Annotated in this window: 14 protein-coding genes and 1 pseudogene; 5 read left to right on the top strand and 10 right to left on the bottom strand. The window is 43.4% G+C overall.

Translation table 11 applies throughout. The annotated features are described in order from the left end of the window. Positions 1-92: 92 nt before the first annotated feature. A complete protein-coding gene (locus D9603_RS18160) occupies positions 93-665 on the bottom strand; it encodes an NAD(P)H-dependent oxidoreductase (protein ID WP_128732365.1) in 573 nt (190 codons plus the stop codon). A gap of 64 nt (positions 666-729) precedes the next feature. After that, positions 730-1,104: a MerR family transcriptional regulator gene (locus D9603_RS18155; protein ID WP_128732364.1), complete on the bottom strand. Its 375-nt coding sequence runs from the start codon at positions 1,102-1,104 to the stop codon at positions 730-732. A 117-nt stretch (positions 1,105-1,221) separates the two neighbouring features. Here D9603_RS18155 and D9603_RS18150 point away from each other — a divergent pair, with 117 nt between their 5' ends. From D9603_RS18150 to D9603_RS18140, 3 genes are all read left to right on the top strand, one after another. After that, entirely contained in the window at positions 1,222-1,860 is a 639-nt protein-coding gene (locus D9603_RS18150; protein WP_128732363.1) for a glutathione S-transferase family protein, read from the top strand. Positions 1,861-1,890: 30 nt separating this feature from the next. Next, positions 1,891-2,259, top strand: coding sequence for a nuclear transport factor 2 family protein (locus D9603_RS18145; protein ID WP_125251248.1), 369 nt, complete (start codon positions 1,891-1,893; stop codon positions 2,257-2,259). Positions 2,260-2,406: 147 nt separating this feature from the next. After that, positions 2,407-2,781 carry a PH domain-containing protein gene (locus tag D9603_RS18140; protein ID WP_125251249.1) on the top strand — a complete coding sequence of 125 codons (375 nt, stop codon included), beginning with the start codon at positions 2,407-2,409 and terminating at the stop codon, positions 2,779-2,781. Positions 2,782-2,836: 55 nt separating this feature from the next. Here D9603_RS18140 and D9603_RS18135 read toward each other — a convergent pair whose 3' ends face one another. From D9603_RS18135 to D9603_RS18125, 4 genes are all read right to left on the bottom strand, one after another. Next, on the bottom strand, positions 2,837-3,064 hold the full coding sequence (locus D9603_RS18135) for a hypothetical protein (protein WP_125251250.1): 228 nt from the start codon (positions 3,062-3,064) through the stop codon (positions 2,837-2,839). Between the two features lie 133 nt (positions 3,065-3,197). Beyond that, positions 3,198-3,563, bottom strand: a complete 366-nt coding sequence (locus D9603_RS18130; protein WP_211091672.1) for a nuclear transport factor 2 family protein — start codon at positions 3,561-3,563, stop codon at positions 3,198-3,200. 30 nt (positions 3,564-3,593) lie between these two features. Further along, entirely contained in the window at positions 3,594-3,716 is a 123-nt protein-coding gene (locus D9603_RS22305; protein ID WP_263972643.1) for a hypothetical protein, read from the bottom strand. 11 nt (positions 3,717-3,727) lie between these two features. Next, a complete protein-coding gene (locus D9603_RS18125; RefSeq protein WP_128732362.1) occupies positions 3,728-4,288 on the bottom strand; it encodes a hypothetical protein in 561 nt (186 codons plus the stop codon). A 420-nt stretch (positions 4,289-4,708) separates the two neighbouring features. On the opposite strand from D9603_RS18125, the gene D9603_RS18120 reads away from it, so the two are divergent. Next, positions 4,709-6,241, top strand: coding sequence for an ATP-binding cassette domain-containing protein (locus D9603_RS18120; RefSeq protein WP_128732361.1), 1,533 nt, complete (start codon positions 4,709-4,711; stop codon positions 6,239-6,241). A gap of 129 nt (positions 6,242-6,370) precedes the next feature. Here the strand turns inward: D9603_RS18120 and D9603_RS18115 are convergent, their stop codons facing one another. From D9603_RS18115 to D9603_RS18105, 3 genes and pseudogenes are all read right to left on the bottom strand, one after another. Further along, a complete protein-coding gene (locus D9603_RS18115) occupies positions 6,371-7,198 on the bottom strand; it encodes a DUF4198 domain-containing protein (protein WP_128732360.1) in 828 nt (275 codons plus the stop codon). A 2-nt stretch (positions 7,199-7,200) separates the two neighbouring features. Beyond that, complete coding sequence (locus tag D9603_RS18110; RefSeq protein ID WP_128732359.1) at positions 7,201-8,292, bottom strand: PepSY-associated TM helix domain-containing protein; 1,092 nt, start codon at positions 8,290-8,292, stop codon at positions 7,201-7,203. Beyond that, positions 8,292-10,287, bottom strand: a pseudogene (locus tag D9603_RS18105) (ligand-gated channel protein). The gene D9603_RS18110 and the pseudogene D9603_RS18105 overlap by 1 nt, the downstream one beginning before the upstream one ends. 122 nt (positions 10,288-10,409) lie before the next feature. Between D9603_RS18105 and D9603_RS18100 the strand changes: the two are divergent. Beyond that, complete coding sequence (locus tag D9603_RS18100; protein ID WP_128732358.1) at positions 10,410-11,345, top strand: LysR family transcriptional regulator; 936 nt, start codon at positions 10,410-10,412, stop codon at positions 11,343-11,345. A 23-nt stretch (positions 11,346-11,368) separates the two neighbouring features. Here the strand turns inward: D9603_RS18100 and D9603_RS18095 are convergent, their stop codons facing one another. Further along, positions 11,369-11,677, bottom strand: a complete 309-nt coding sequence (locus D9603_RS18095; RefSeq protein ID WP_128732357.1) for a cupin domain-containing protein — start codon at positions 11,675-11,677, stop codon at positions 11,369-11,371. Positions 11,678-12,206: the final 529 nt, after the last annotated feature.

The following is a 12,206-nucleotide window of genomic DNA, read 5'->3' as shown; positions in this document are numbered from 1 at the left end:
CAAGTTGCCATCTTAATGTAAAAGATAGCAACATTCGGCGTTGCAAATTTTGATTTAAAATAAGCTTAGTAATAGAAGTTATGTTTTCTTATTCACTCCCCCCGTACGGCTAAGCTTGTCACTTCACTTAGCCAGTTATCAATGACCTCTGAGGTTGCCAAATGGGCAGGGCCAAATAACGTGTATTGCGTTGGTGCTATGCCACAAAACCCGAGCGTTCCATGTGTAAGCTGAGTAATTAGTCCTTCAGCAGCCTGTTCCAAATGCGTTTGCGGCGCGTCAGAGGTTAGAATAACCCTTGCTGTTTTATTCGGTAAAAGCTTTTCAACTTCAGTACCTGTTTCACTGTATTTAAAAGCAAACCCGGGGAGTAATGTCCTATCGATTAGCCCTTTAAGCTTAGCTGGTAACGCCAGCCACCAAAGTGGGCTTACTATTACAATATGCTCTGCCCACAGTAGGTTTTGTTGGAATTGCTGTAGGCATGGCTCTACAACTTGGTTCGCTTCATAGCCATACATCAAATTGACTTCGAAGTGCATCTCATGGAGGTCCATTCTACGCACTTGATGTTGAGTGCTTGCTGCTTTAGCGTAACTTGTGGTGATCGCATGACACAGGCTTTTGTTCTTGGGATTACCATTCAGTAACAGTATCTTTTTCATTTTCGTTTCCTTATCCAGTGACTAAGAAACGATTGTACTGTCTCCCCTTAACGGGAGAGTCAAGTTACTCTACCTGTGGCTGCCATGGTGTTAACTGTGGGCATTCATCGAGCGATACGATGCAGTGTTCAATACGCTGTATCTTTTGCTGAAGCTCTGTAATTTGCTCTATGAAAGCAGCTTTAAGCTCAACTAAAAATGCGTTGATTTCAATCCAGTTGACTTGCCGCCCTGTAATTTTAATCACCTGCTGTAATTGCTTAATCGACACCCCAAGCAACTTTGCTTCTTTTATTAACAACAGCAGGTCGACATCCTCTTGCGAATAAACACGATACTTACCAACTCGCTCAGGCGTAGGAATAAGCCCTTTCTCTTCGTAAAAGCGAATAGCTTTGACTGACAGCCCAGTTAGCTCAGACAGCTTGCCAATATACATTTTTAATTCTCCCTGCTAAAAGCAAAATAATGGTTTACAGCCTCTGTAAAAGTTGTAACTATCGGGATGAAAACCAGCCACACGCAAATTAAAAGTAGCATCAAGGAATAGCAAAAGATGTATCAGTTATTTTACTATCCGCGTAATGCCAGTTGGGCACCACACCTTGTACTTGAGCACCTACAACTAGAGAAAAAACTGCTCTTAGTCGATAGAAAAACACAACAACACAAGTCTACGACCTATTTAGAACTCAACCCAACAGGACGGATCCCAACATTAGTCGACGGCGATGAGGTCATCTTTGAAAGTGCAGCAATTTGTTTGCATTTATGCGAAAAGCACCCTGAAGGCCAGCTCATCCCAGCGCCAGCAACCTCACAGCGAGCCACATTTTATCAGTGGCTTTTTTATTTAACCACCACAGTTCAGCCAGAGCTCATGCTGTATTTTTATCCTGAAAAGTATCAGCTGTCACCAAAGAACAATAAGACTATGTCTCAAGTCGCTGAGCAACGAGTCGGCGACATGTTTGCACTCATCGACAAGCAGTTAGCAACACATACCTACTTAGTTGGTGAGCAGCTCACGCTTTGTGATTATTATTTATTTATGTTGGCTCATTGGGCAAGTGGATTCAATACCGCGCCAAAGGACTATGTTAATTTGGGACGATTTATGCGGCTGATGGCACAGCACAAAGTGGTAAAAAGAGTGTGCGAAATTGAACAAACCGATCTAAGTTATTATAACTGAGTTATTATCCTGATATACCAAGGAGGAACGATGGAAACCTTAGTTAAAAACTATATCTCAGCCTACAATCAATTTGATATAGAGGGAATGTTAACCCTGCTCACCGATGATGTTGTGTTTGAAAACCTCGCCAATGGTGAAATTACAACACGTACAACCAGTAAAATGGAGTTTGCTGACTTAGCAAATCAGTCCGCAAAGGTATTTTCTGAACGCACTCAATCTTTAACCGCCGCCACGCAAGACAACGATCTGTTTATTGTTGATGTGACCTACAAAGCAAAATTAGCCCAAGACTTAGCCAATGGCATGAAAGCAGGGCAAAGCATTTCCTTGCAAGGCCGCTCAGAGTTTGCTTTTCGCGATGGCAAAATTTGTTTGATAAGAGATATAAGCTAACTTATTACGCTAAACTCGGGTTATTAATTTGGCAAAATCAGCGTGCTTTTCTATGCTGGTTTTGTCACTTTCATCATTAATTCACTTAGCAATGATAACTATTGTGTGTTCAGCCTAAGAGCAATTTAAATCAAACGGAGAAGAATAATGGGACTATTAAGTGGTTTACTTGGTAATGCGAGCGAAGTAGACAGTAACGAAGTTGATAAGTTATTAGAAGATACACTTATCACCGGAGAAGAAGTTGCACAAGCTTACAAGGTGATCCGCGACTTATTTATTTTTACCAATAAACGCCTAATTTTAATCGACAAACAAGGCATGACTGGTAGCAAAGTAGAAATGCTCAGCATCCCGTATAGCAAAATTACGAAGTACAGCAAGGAATCTGCGGGTCACTTCGACCTTGATGCGGAATTAAAAATTTGGATCGGCTCAGATCCAACACCAATTAGTAAAGAATTTAAAGCTGGCGACAATATCAACCAAGTGTATAAGATCATTTCACAATATTGTTTGTAGCCGCGCTGTAGTAAAAAGGCACATGAGTGTTGTGCCTTTCTTTTCGGTAAACAAATTAAGTTAGTTTTCGCTCTGCACGCAGGCAAAAAACCGCAGAAAAGAGCAAGGAAACAAACACTTGATTCCAAAAGTTGGAGACAAAGGGAGCAGCAACAAACTGAGATGCGATATGCCAAATACTGAGGTTTAGCAGAAAACCAAGTACAAACCCATAGCCTTTGTATTGTGCAAGCAATTGCCCCAGCTCTTGCCTAAAGCGCTTATATTTAGCTACTTTGCTCATTTTTATACTCCAGTTATTGATTAAACAGAACTCAGTTTAAATAAGAAATTTTTAACGCTGTTAGCATCAACTTTACTCCTTCAAACGCAGCAAGTATTAAGGCTAATTGGTATTAGATGAACACATTATGTGACTATATCAATGTTGCACTATGACTTATCAGACGCCACTTATCATCACTGCAGCGACACCAAGTAGAGTGCCTCTGGGCATGGTATGATCTCTCACCTAGAGCACTCTCAAGTGCTGAGATGTATGTAATGATCACCTGTGTACGACTCTGAGACACCAATTTATAATCCTCACTGACTATTTTATGCTTGCTAAGGTCTTCATGCTTTAACCCCGTTAGAATATCAGCTTTGGTCATCCCTTTGCTAAATAGGCCATCTTCATAAAATTCATCGTGAATATAATCCGAGATCCGTTCAATATCACTGCGCATTTGCGGTGTATGTAGCCCTTGTTCTAGGGCTACAATTTTTTCGAGTATGTCCATAAAAATAAGTTTGTTCTAGACTCAAAGCGTTTACTTTCTAGGCCATACACCAGCTAAACAAACGTCTGCAAACTTCTCAGCTTTTACTAATTCTATCACTACTTGAGCATGAGCCGCTTTGTTACTTTTTGCTCGATTTTTTAAATATGACATGTATATCTCCTTTACTCGTTGATCATAAAATGGTGCGCCCCAAGTTTTGGTAGCACAGATTGAAAAAACTGAATATCAAACAAGACCGCATGTTCTTTTGGTAACAGTGAGTCAACTTGAAATAAATAAGGGACTTGCGTTGTTGTGAGGGGATCTAGGTCTGAAGCCTGACAAGCAAGACAGTATGTTCTAATAATTGCCTGATAATGCTCGTTATATTCGATATTTTCTAATGGAGTTTGATGACCAAGTACTTCGCGCTTGCGCACTGGGTAGTGGTGAATAAACTGCCCAACCCCCTCGCAAAAGGACGCGTACTGATGTGTATGTAAAATAAAAGCATGAAACAGTTCATCAACCAGCTTGCTTGCAGCGGCCACTTTATGAGGCGAAATGATGGTAAATATCAAGTAGTCTTTTAACCCTTCAACAACTACTTGTATTTCCTTTTCAGATAACCTTTGCCCAAAATGAGTTTCCACATGCCAATCAAACCACGCGAGCACAGCCTCATCAAATTCATAATTTTCGATAAAGCTCACAGCACTTTCCTTTCCTGCAATTGCTCTCATCAGATCCCTTCTCCATATTAGCAACCAATTTAAAATATACAGTTCCTACTGATTAGTCAAAAGGGAAATACAAACTATTAACATCAGGTAGTGTCTGCAAGCGCCTTACTGTGTAATATCACAACCTTTTGACTAGGCATACTATCAAGCTCTTGACATTTATCTAAGTGTCTGCAAAATATCGTTTGAGTACTATTTATATTCGTCCACTTTCCCCTGATTAGGAGCTGCCATTACAATGAACAACTAAGCCCTTTGTAACTGACGAACTTATTATTAATTTTCAGTGCAAGGCTTATGGTTATCGTTGAGGCTTCTCAGACTAATCTATAGACTCTCATTTTCTATTTTACTGTTTATGGCTTTTACGAGTCTTTTTGCCTTTAGCCTTTTGCACTGCTGCAACTAGGAGCAGTAATTATGCCTTGGATACAGTTAAAGCAGGCAAGTTTTATCCTTGCAAATGGCCAATGTTTATTTTGCGATGTCGACTTAACAATAGAGCGACAATTTATTGCGATAACAGGCCCTAATGGGGAGGGCAAATCACACTTACTCAAAGTCCTATCCGGTGAACAGCCTCTAACCTCGGGCGAGCGCCTGACTCAGGGGGGGTCCTTTTATCTTCCGCAAGATTCGAATACCCGTTTTAGTCACGTTTCAGAGCTGCTTGGGCTTGAAGAAAAATTAGCAGCACTGCATCGCGCCCATCAGGGGTTAGCCTCTGAGCACGATTTTGACTTAATCGCAGATGATTGGCAGCTAGAATCAACTTGGCAAGCAACACTTGCGCCGCTAGAACTCACTTTGGAAACCCCCTTTACGCAGCTAAGTCCAGGGGCAAAAATGCGAGCCTATATCGAAGTATTACAATCCCAGCCAGCAATCCTATTACTGGATGAGCCGAGCAATCATATGGACAGCAACAATAAGCACTGGTTAGCTGAACAGCTAAAGCACCACAAACATGGTGTGGTTGTCGTCACACACGATCCCATTTTATTGGATGAAGCCGACCATATACTTCACCTAAAACAGGGGGAACTAACTCATCACTCGCATGGATTTAACGCTTTTAAAGAGGCGTTACTTCAAACCCAGACCCGACAAAAACAACAGCATTTAGCAAATCGCGCAGAGCAAAAAGCACTAAAACATGCTTTGATTGCAGTGGGTTTACAATATCAAAGGCAAGCCAATAAAGGGAAAGCACAAGTGCGCGCTGGTAGCCAAAGTAAACTGGTTGCTGACTTTAAGTCAGACAGAGGAAGTAAGCGTCATGCCGGACAAACCCATAAAATTCAGCAAGCTCAAGATAGAGTGAAAGAAAGTGCAGTGTATTATCGAGAAGACAAACAGCAGTTTCACTTTAATACCACTACTAGAGCGAAAGAAAAAATCCGCTTATGTGAAGCCGAACTGTGCTTTGGACCAGAAAAGACACTAAACCTTTTTGCGGATACAACACAAAAACTCAGAGTAACAGGAGATAACGGCATCGGAAAATCCACTTTGCTTAAAACCCTTGCCGGTAAGCTAGAGTTAAAGCGTGGAGAAATTCAGCGCCCCACAACATGTATTTACTTAGATCAGCATTGTGCTTGGCTTGAGCAAGGCAATAGTATTTTAGACATTGCCGTGCGCTTACTTGATACACCACATCATAATATCATCACCAGTTTCGCAAGCGTTGGTCTTAAATTAGATAAAATATCTTCGCCTATCATGAAACTAAGTGGTGGTGAAAAAATGAAAGCCACGATTGTGTTAGTAGTGCAACTGCAAGGTTTTTTACTACTTGATGAACCCGACAATCACCTCGACTTAGAAGCACAGCAGGAGCTGGCTACCATGCTCAATCAGCTTCCTTGTGGATTTATACTGGTCTCTCACAATGAGCATTTTTGCAGTCAACTTACTAACATAAGAGCACTGCCGCTGTGTGAGCAATAGTCAACTAAGAAAGAAAAGGGGGAGGAAGGAACGCCTCCCCCTTTGGGCACTTAGTGGCGTCTCTGTTATGACCACTAAATAAAATGGGCTGAGACGACTGCACGTCTCAAACCACATGGGGACGGTTAGCTAAAGCGGTAATACCTCAAGGGTAGTGACATAGCTGCCGGTACGCTTTGTAGCAGGTAGTTGTGCTTTGTCGTCTTCATATTCCACTTCAAACCAATACATGCCTGGCTCAGATAGTGTTAGCGTCACTTCACCTTTGGCATTCGTTGTATATTTGCTTGGTTGACTGTTATCACGGTACTTTTCATCTTGGCGTACCACTATCACTTCAGCACCCTTTGCAGGTTCACCATCCATGGTATATTGCAAGGTAATGGGTTCACCGGTGTACAAGTCATTAGGGTGAGTTACCGGGTTTAGTTCTAGCCCTTTGCCCGTTGGCTCAAGCGCAGTGTTATTGGGTGCCCCCAAAGTTACAAATACTTCTAATCGTCTTGCAACGTCGGCCACACTTAAATCTTTTGCCGTTTTTGGTACTTCTTTATTAAAGGCCTCTACTGAGCCAGTTTTTCCGCGCCCTGGCCAGTAGTGCTTTTTACCGTTTTCATCAGTCCAGCGCGCCACCAGCGAGCGACTTTGATTAAACACTTTGTAAGTGCCTTGCTGATTGAGCTCAATGTCAAATACACTGCGATACTTAAGTTTTGCGGCGTTCTTAAGTTCGACCTTGCTACCAGAGGGAGACAGTGCAGATAGACGCTCTAGTGGATAAGCATAATGATCTGGGTTAAAGATCCCATTGGCGATGGCAGCATCAAACGTGATCCATTCGCTGTCACCAGACACCACGGTGGTACTTGGCTTGATCCATACTCGGTGCGCTTCACTTAACGGGCTATATGCGGCTAAGGCAACTAAGACACCAGAAACTAACGTTGAAATTTTCACGATTAAGGCTCCATTGTTAAAATTGTTGTAGCGAGTTCAGATTTACCTTCTGCAATCACAGTGACAGGTGCAGTGATAGGTAAGGTCACTGGCAGTTTCAATACTTCACGACCTCCAAGCTCACGAGCAGCCTCGACAAACAGCGTGTACTCACCCGCAGGTAAAGCTTTAAACTCGTTGCGCCAAGGGGCTAAATCAATCTTTGCCGTACCTGGACGCCTTGTCGCACCAGTCACGCCATCTACAGGCATGGATAGGCTACGGCCGCTTCTACGCCACCATAGGCGTAAGTCTTTTAGCCACTTTTCACCTTCTTTATCCGCCATGTTTACGTCATACCAAACGGCAATATCGGCAACTCGCTGTTGTTTGCTGTTCGCCAGCCATACTGCTATATAAGGTGGGTGATATTCCGCGACGTTTAAACGCGGGATAGTGATTTCAACTTCATCAGCTTTAGCGTGCACGGGTACCATCAGCACTAGAACAGGTAATACAAAGCCTGCTGCGACGAGCGGCCAAGTCGACTTTCTTCCTCGTGAATGCTTGTATAAAAGCCATAATCCTGTAAGCGAAAACACTATACAAGCTACTGAAAACACATCAATAAACATACGCCATGCAAATCCTGTATTACGTCCTTTGTGAAGATCGTTAAGGTATGATACCCAACCACGATCTGTGATCTCTTGATAAAACTCACCGCTATCAAGGGCGACGCTAAACCAGCCATCACCACCTGCTCTTGGCAGCGCAACATACAATTCGTACTCGCTCCACTGCACTTGCTGTAGTGCAGGTAACGCCGTACCTGTGTGTGACTGATACCAAGATTGAAAGCTGCGTGGCAGCGCTGTTTGCTCTGCCGCCGCGTTAAGCTGGGTCAACAGCGCGCTTGGCAGCACCGCTTCTTTGGCATGTGTGGTTGGTGCAGCTTCTATCTGGCTCGCGTGATTTAAGGTGATCCCAGTCACGGCAAACAGCAGCATGCCCACCAAACACACGGCAGAGCTCATCCAATGCCAAGTGCGCCAATCAAACAGCTTTTTAAGTCGTCGATTCGACGACTTAGCCACTGAGCGAACTCGTGTCATTAAAAGCTCCACGCCAATGAAGCCCAATAGCGACGACCGTCTTCAAAGTAGCCGTATTCTGCTTCAGTAATTTCTTCATCGAAGAGGTTGTAAATCCCAAACCCAAGCTTGATCGCTTCGTTCAGCTGATAATTTGCACCTAAATCGGTTAGGTTATACGAAGGTGCGACTAAGCTACTTTGCGAAGGACCTGTTACCGGCTGGCTTTCTTCACCACGATAGTGGAAGCGTAACCACGTGTTTAGCTCATCCGAATACTGATAATTAAGCGACGTTTGGAACAGATGTTTAGGTAACTGATTTAATGGGCTACCAGCATACACTCCGGTTTTTTGCTCCGAATCTGTGTAGGTATAGTTTGCGCTAAGCGTTAGTTTTTCCGTCAATTGACCCGAGAAGCTAATTTCCCCCCCTTGGGTTACGGCTTCATCAACGTTGACATAAGTTGTCGGTAACGAGCCAAACTCGTTAGGGCCGTCCGTACATTGAGTTAGTGGACACGACACCCGTGAAATTTTATCGTCAAACTCGTTATAGAATACTGTTGCGGAGGTGCTAACCCCTTTAGCAAGCTCAACGTACACACCTAGCTCATAGTTAATCGAAGTTTCAGGGTTTAAATCTGGATTACCGTAAATATTGCCACCACGGCTCACTTGACCCCAAGCTGCAGTACTTTGACGCAAGTTCGGCGCTCTAAAGCCGGTTGAGATCCCTCCTTTAACCGTCACCGCGTCTGATGCAGTATAAACACCGTATAAGCGCGGGCTAAGATGGCCGCCAAAGTTACCGTCTTTGTCGTAGCGTAGTCCCATAGTCAGGGCAAATGATTCAACGATACGCCACTCATCCTCAGCAAATACCGACCACTGATCGTTGTCGACTTGCTGCAAATCACTAATGCGATTACTGGTTTTGTCGGTCAAATCTTCATTAAGATAAGCAACACCGATTGAGCTGGTATGAGACTCACCAAGCGGTAACGTCCAAAGAGACTGGAAATCGACGTTTTTAACAGTCATCTCACGGGATTTATTGTCAAACTCTTCATGTTTTAAATAACTACGAGAACTACCAAATGACCAGTAACCGTTATGCGTCAAAGAGATTGACTCACTATCGTATTCGGTTGTAGTGGACTCAGGACAACCACGGCGGCCACACGACTCACCTGGTGCAAGTGGTGCAACCGTTTTACCGAGTGTTGCATCAAGCGTTTGTGAGGCAATGCCATAATCCAATAGCCATTCGTGTTCATCTGATGGGGTGTAGGCCAGCTTTACCTTCAGCGTGTCGGCATCGCGACCTCTAAAGCCAGACACGATTTCGTCTTCGTCTCTGTGCGTAGTTTGGCCGTAGATTTGTACCCCTAAGGTATCTTTGATTAGCGAGCCCGCAGCAAAGAAATTAGCCTGATATATATCACCTGAGCGGCTGCTCTCCTGGCTGGTTGCATCAACTCTGACTTCTCCATGCCACTGTTCAGGCGTTTTTTTTCGTGATAATGTTAATTACACCGCCAATTGCATCAGAGCCGTACAGCGAAGACATAGGCCCGCGTACCACTTCGATACGTTCAATGGCAGCAACAGGAGGTGTCCATGCACCTTCAACACCTGGGCCGTCACTATTTGGCCGAGTTTCACGCGAACTTTGTCTTTGCCCGTCGACTAAAATAAGCGTGTACTGACTGCCCATACCGCGAAGGCTAATATCTTCCCTGTCTCCGCCTCCAGTTACTACAACTCCGGGAACATCTGTCATGGCATCAGTAAGATCTCGATAAAAGCGCTGCTTTAGCGCTTCTTGATTGATAACACTAACTGACGCCGGCGCATTTTTTAGCAGTTGCTCAAATCCAGAAGCGGATACGACGATCACTTCCACCTCTTCTTTTATTTCTGATTTTGCATCACTTTGTGCAAGTGAAGAAAAAGGCAGGGCAGCTGCAACAGCTAAAGAGAGTGGCGCCAAACTACGACAGGCCATCAACATCGAGAAACCTCCATGATAGAATACAAGATAAATAACAATTATTTTCATTTGTAATGGTATGATGATTGCGTATTTTGGAGCAATGCGGTTTTTCTTAAAGGTATTTTAAGCAGGTCTTAACAATGAATCAGAAATTGACTCGCGGACTCAAAGTGTTCGCAAAAACGGTAGAAGCTGGCAGTATGAGTAAAGCCGCTGACTTATTGCATATGACCACCTCGGCTGTCAGCCAGCAGATCAGCAAATTAGAGCAAGACATAGGCCTAAGTTTATTTAATCGAAATACTCGTAACCTCACGCTCACCGAAGCGGGCACTATTTATTACAACTCTGCGATACAAATACTACAAACCGCAGAGCAGGCCGAGCATGAACTCGAGTTATTACAACATACGCCATCTGGCATATTGAAGATTTCTGCCCCTATCGGGTTTGGAGGAGGGCTACTCAGTAAGCCTCTGCGCTATTTGAGTGAGCAATTTCCACAAATAAAAGTCGATTTGATCCTCACCGACGAACCAATCGATATCATCACTGAAGGCGTCGACTTAGCTATCTGTATAGGCCCTTTACAGGACTCAAACCTTATCGCCCGTCATCTTGCTGACTGGCAGCTAATTCCATGCGTAAGTTGCCATCATCCTTTATCAAAACTCAATATTGAACATCCCGATAGCTTAGCGCCACATGCGCTCATCGGCCATACTAGTAGCAAACAGAATCCTTACCATTTAAGCCATCTACAAACCCACCAGCAAGTAGCGCTACCTGCTGCACGATTTATGGTAAACAATATGCAGGCTTGCATTCAGCTTACCTTAGATGGCATCGGTTATGGCGTATTACCAGAGCCAGAAATTAGGCATCACCTCTCATCAGGCAGGCTAAAAAGACTGTGTCCTGACTGGTCGCTAAGGGAATATAGTGTGTATGCAGTGACACCGCACCGCGATACGGTCGCAGCAAAAACGACCGCAGCAATTGAGAGTCTAAAAGAGTGGTTTACTGAAGTATCCAACGATAGCCAAGTGTTCGTTGGCGACTTTAATTTCATTTAAACTGAGTTGAGGTAAATGCCATTTTAATAAAAAATAGCGAGCCAAATAGTGGGCTCTGAAGTGTCGGTGTAGCTCACTTTATGCTTTTGATGTGCGGGAATATTAAGGCTATCACCAGCCTTTAAGATTACCTTGCTATCGTCTTCAAAAGTTAATTCACCACAGCCCTGTAATACCAATACCCACTCATTTTCGTCTTGGTCGTAATATCCAGAGCTTGGGGAGGTATGACCGTTTGATACTATTCGTTCAATTCGGATGTTTGGATGAGAGAGTGCCATTTCAAAAACTTCTTCAGTTAAATCAGCTGGAATATCTTTAAGAAAGTTCATATTGTACTTAACCTGAAGTTTGGATAACTTAGTGGCACTTGCGTTTTGCTACCGCCCTGATACTTACCCACTTTAAATACAGCGTATTTGCGCCAGCACCAAGACCTAGTAAGACATTAATTCTCCTAAGCTTAGGTTACCTAGTCAACGATCGAGAAATAATTTGCCGCAACAGCACGTCCGTTTATCTGGTCGCGGCAAATTGGGAGAATGGTACAACTTGATTAATAAAAATGTTCAATATATTGTTCTCAGTATGTCGAAACAAGCAATCAGGGGCGCACATCTCACCACCTAACTAAGTGACTCCACTCGGATTTATTACCCAGTTGTACAGTCACCAATAAAGTTACACAATTTAACAATGTTTGTAAAACAATATTTAACATTAAATAAACAACATCGTTTTCTGCACTTCACTTTTCCACTACACCAAAAAATCCAGCCAACTTTCCCGTCACTCTTTTAGTCATACCCGTTACTTATACCAATTATCTTAATTAACCCGAGATCGGTTTAAGCCATCAGT

The sequence above is a fragment of the Pseudoalteromonas sp. PS5 genome (assembly GCF_004103255.1).
Taxonomy (GTDB): domain Bacteria; phylum Pseudomonadota; class Gammaproteobacteria; order Enterobacterales; family Alteromonadaceae; genus Pseudoalteromonas; species Pseudoalteromonas peptidolytica.
This window is presented reverse-complemented; position numbering and strand designations above follow the sequence as displayed.

Excerpts from the sequence above, each read along its gene's own strand:
- D9603_RS18160 (WP_128732365.1), bottom strand. The coding sequence starts at position 665 with ATGAAAAAGATACTGTTACTGAATGGTAATCCCAAGAACAAAAGCCTG.
- D9603_RS18155 (WP_128732364.1), bottom strand. The coding sequence starts at position 1,104 with ATGTATATTGGCAAGCTGTCTGAGCTAACTGGGCTGTCAGTCAAAGCT.
- D9603_RS18150 (WP_128732363.1), top strand. The coding sequence starts at position 1,222 with ATGTATCAGTTATTTTACTATCCGCGTAATGCCAGTTGGGCACCACAC.
- D9603_RS18145 (WP_125251248.1), top strand. The coding sequence starts at position 1,891 with ATGGAAACCTTAGTTAAAAACTATATCTCAGCCTACAATCAATTTGAT.
- D9603_RS18140 (WP_125251249.1), top strand. The coding sequence starts at position 2,407 with ATGGGACTATTAAGTGGTTTACTTGGTAATGCGAGCGAAGTAGACAGT.
- D9603_RS18135 (WP_125251250.1), bottom strand. The coding sequence starts at position 3,064 with ATGAGCAAAGTAGCTAAATATAAGCGCTTTAGGCAAGAGCTGGGGCAA.
- D9603_RS18130 (WP_211091672.1), bottom strand. The coding sequence starts at position 3,563 with ATGGACATACTCGAAAAAATTGTAGCCCTAGAACAAGGGCTACATACA.
- D9603_RS22305 (WP_263972643.1), bottom strand. The coding sequence starts at position 3,716 with ATGTCATATTTAAAAAATCGAGCAAAAAGTAACAAAGCGGCTCATGCT.
- D9603_RS18125 (WP_128732362.1), bottom strand. The coding sequence starts at position 4,288 with ATGAGAGCAATTGCAGGAAAGGAAAGTGCTGTGAGCTTTATCGAAAAT.
- D9603_RS18120 (WP_128732361.1), top strand. The coding sequence starts at position 4,709 with ATGCCTTGGATACAGTTAAAGCAGGCAAGTTTTATCCTTGCAAATGGC.
- D9603_RS18110 (WP_128732359.1), bottom strand. The coding sequence starts at position 8,292 with ATGACACGAGTTCGCTCAGTGGCTAAGTCGTCGAATCGACGACTTAAA.
- D9603_RS18100 (WP_128732358.1), top strand. The coding sequence starts at position 10,410 with ATGAATCAGAAATTGACTCGCGGACTCAAAGTGTTCGCAAAAACGGTA.
- D9603_RS18095 (WP_128732357.1), bottom strand. The coding sequence starts at position 11,677 with ATGAACTTTCTTAAAGATATTCCAGCTGATTTAACTGAAGAAGTTTTT.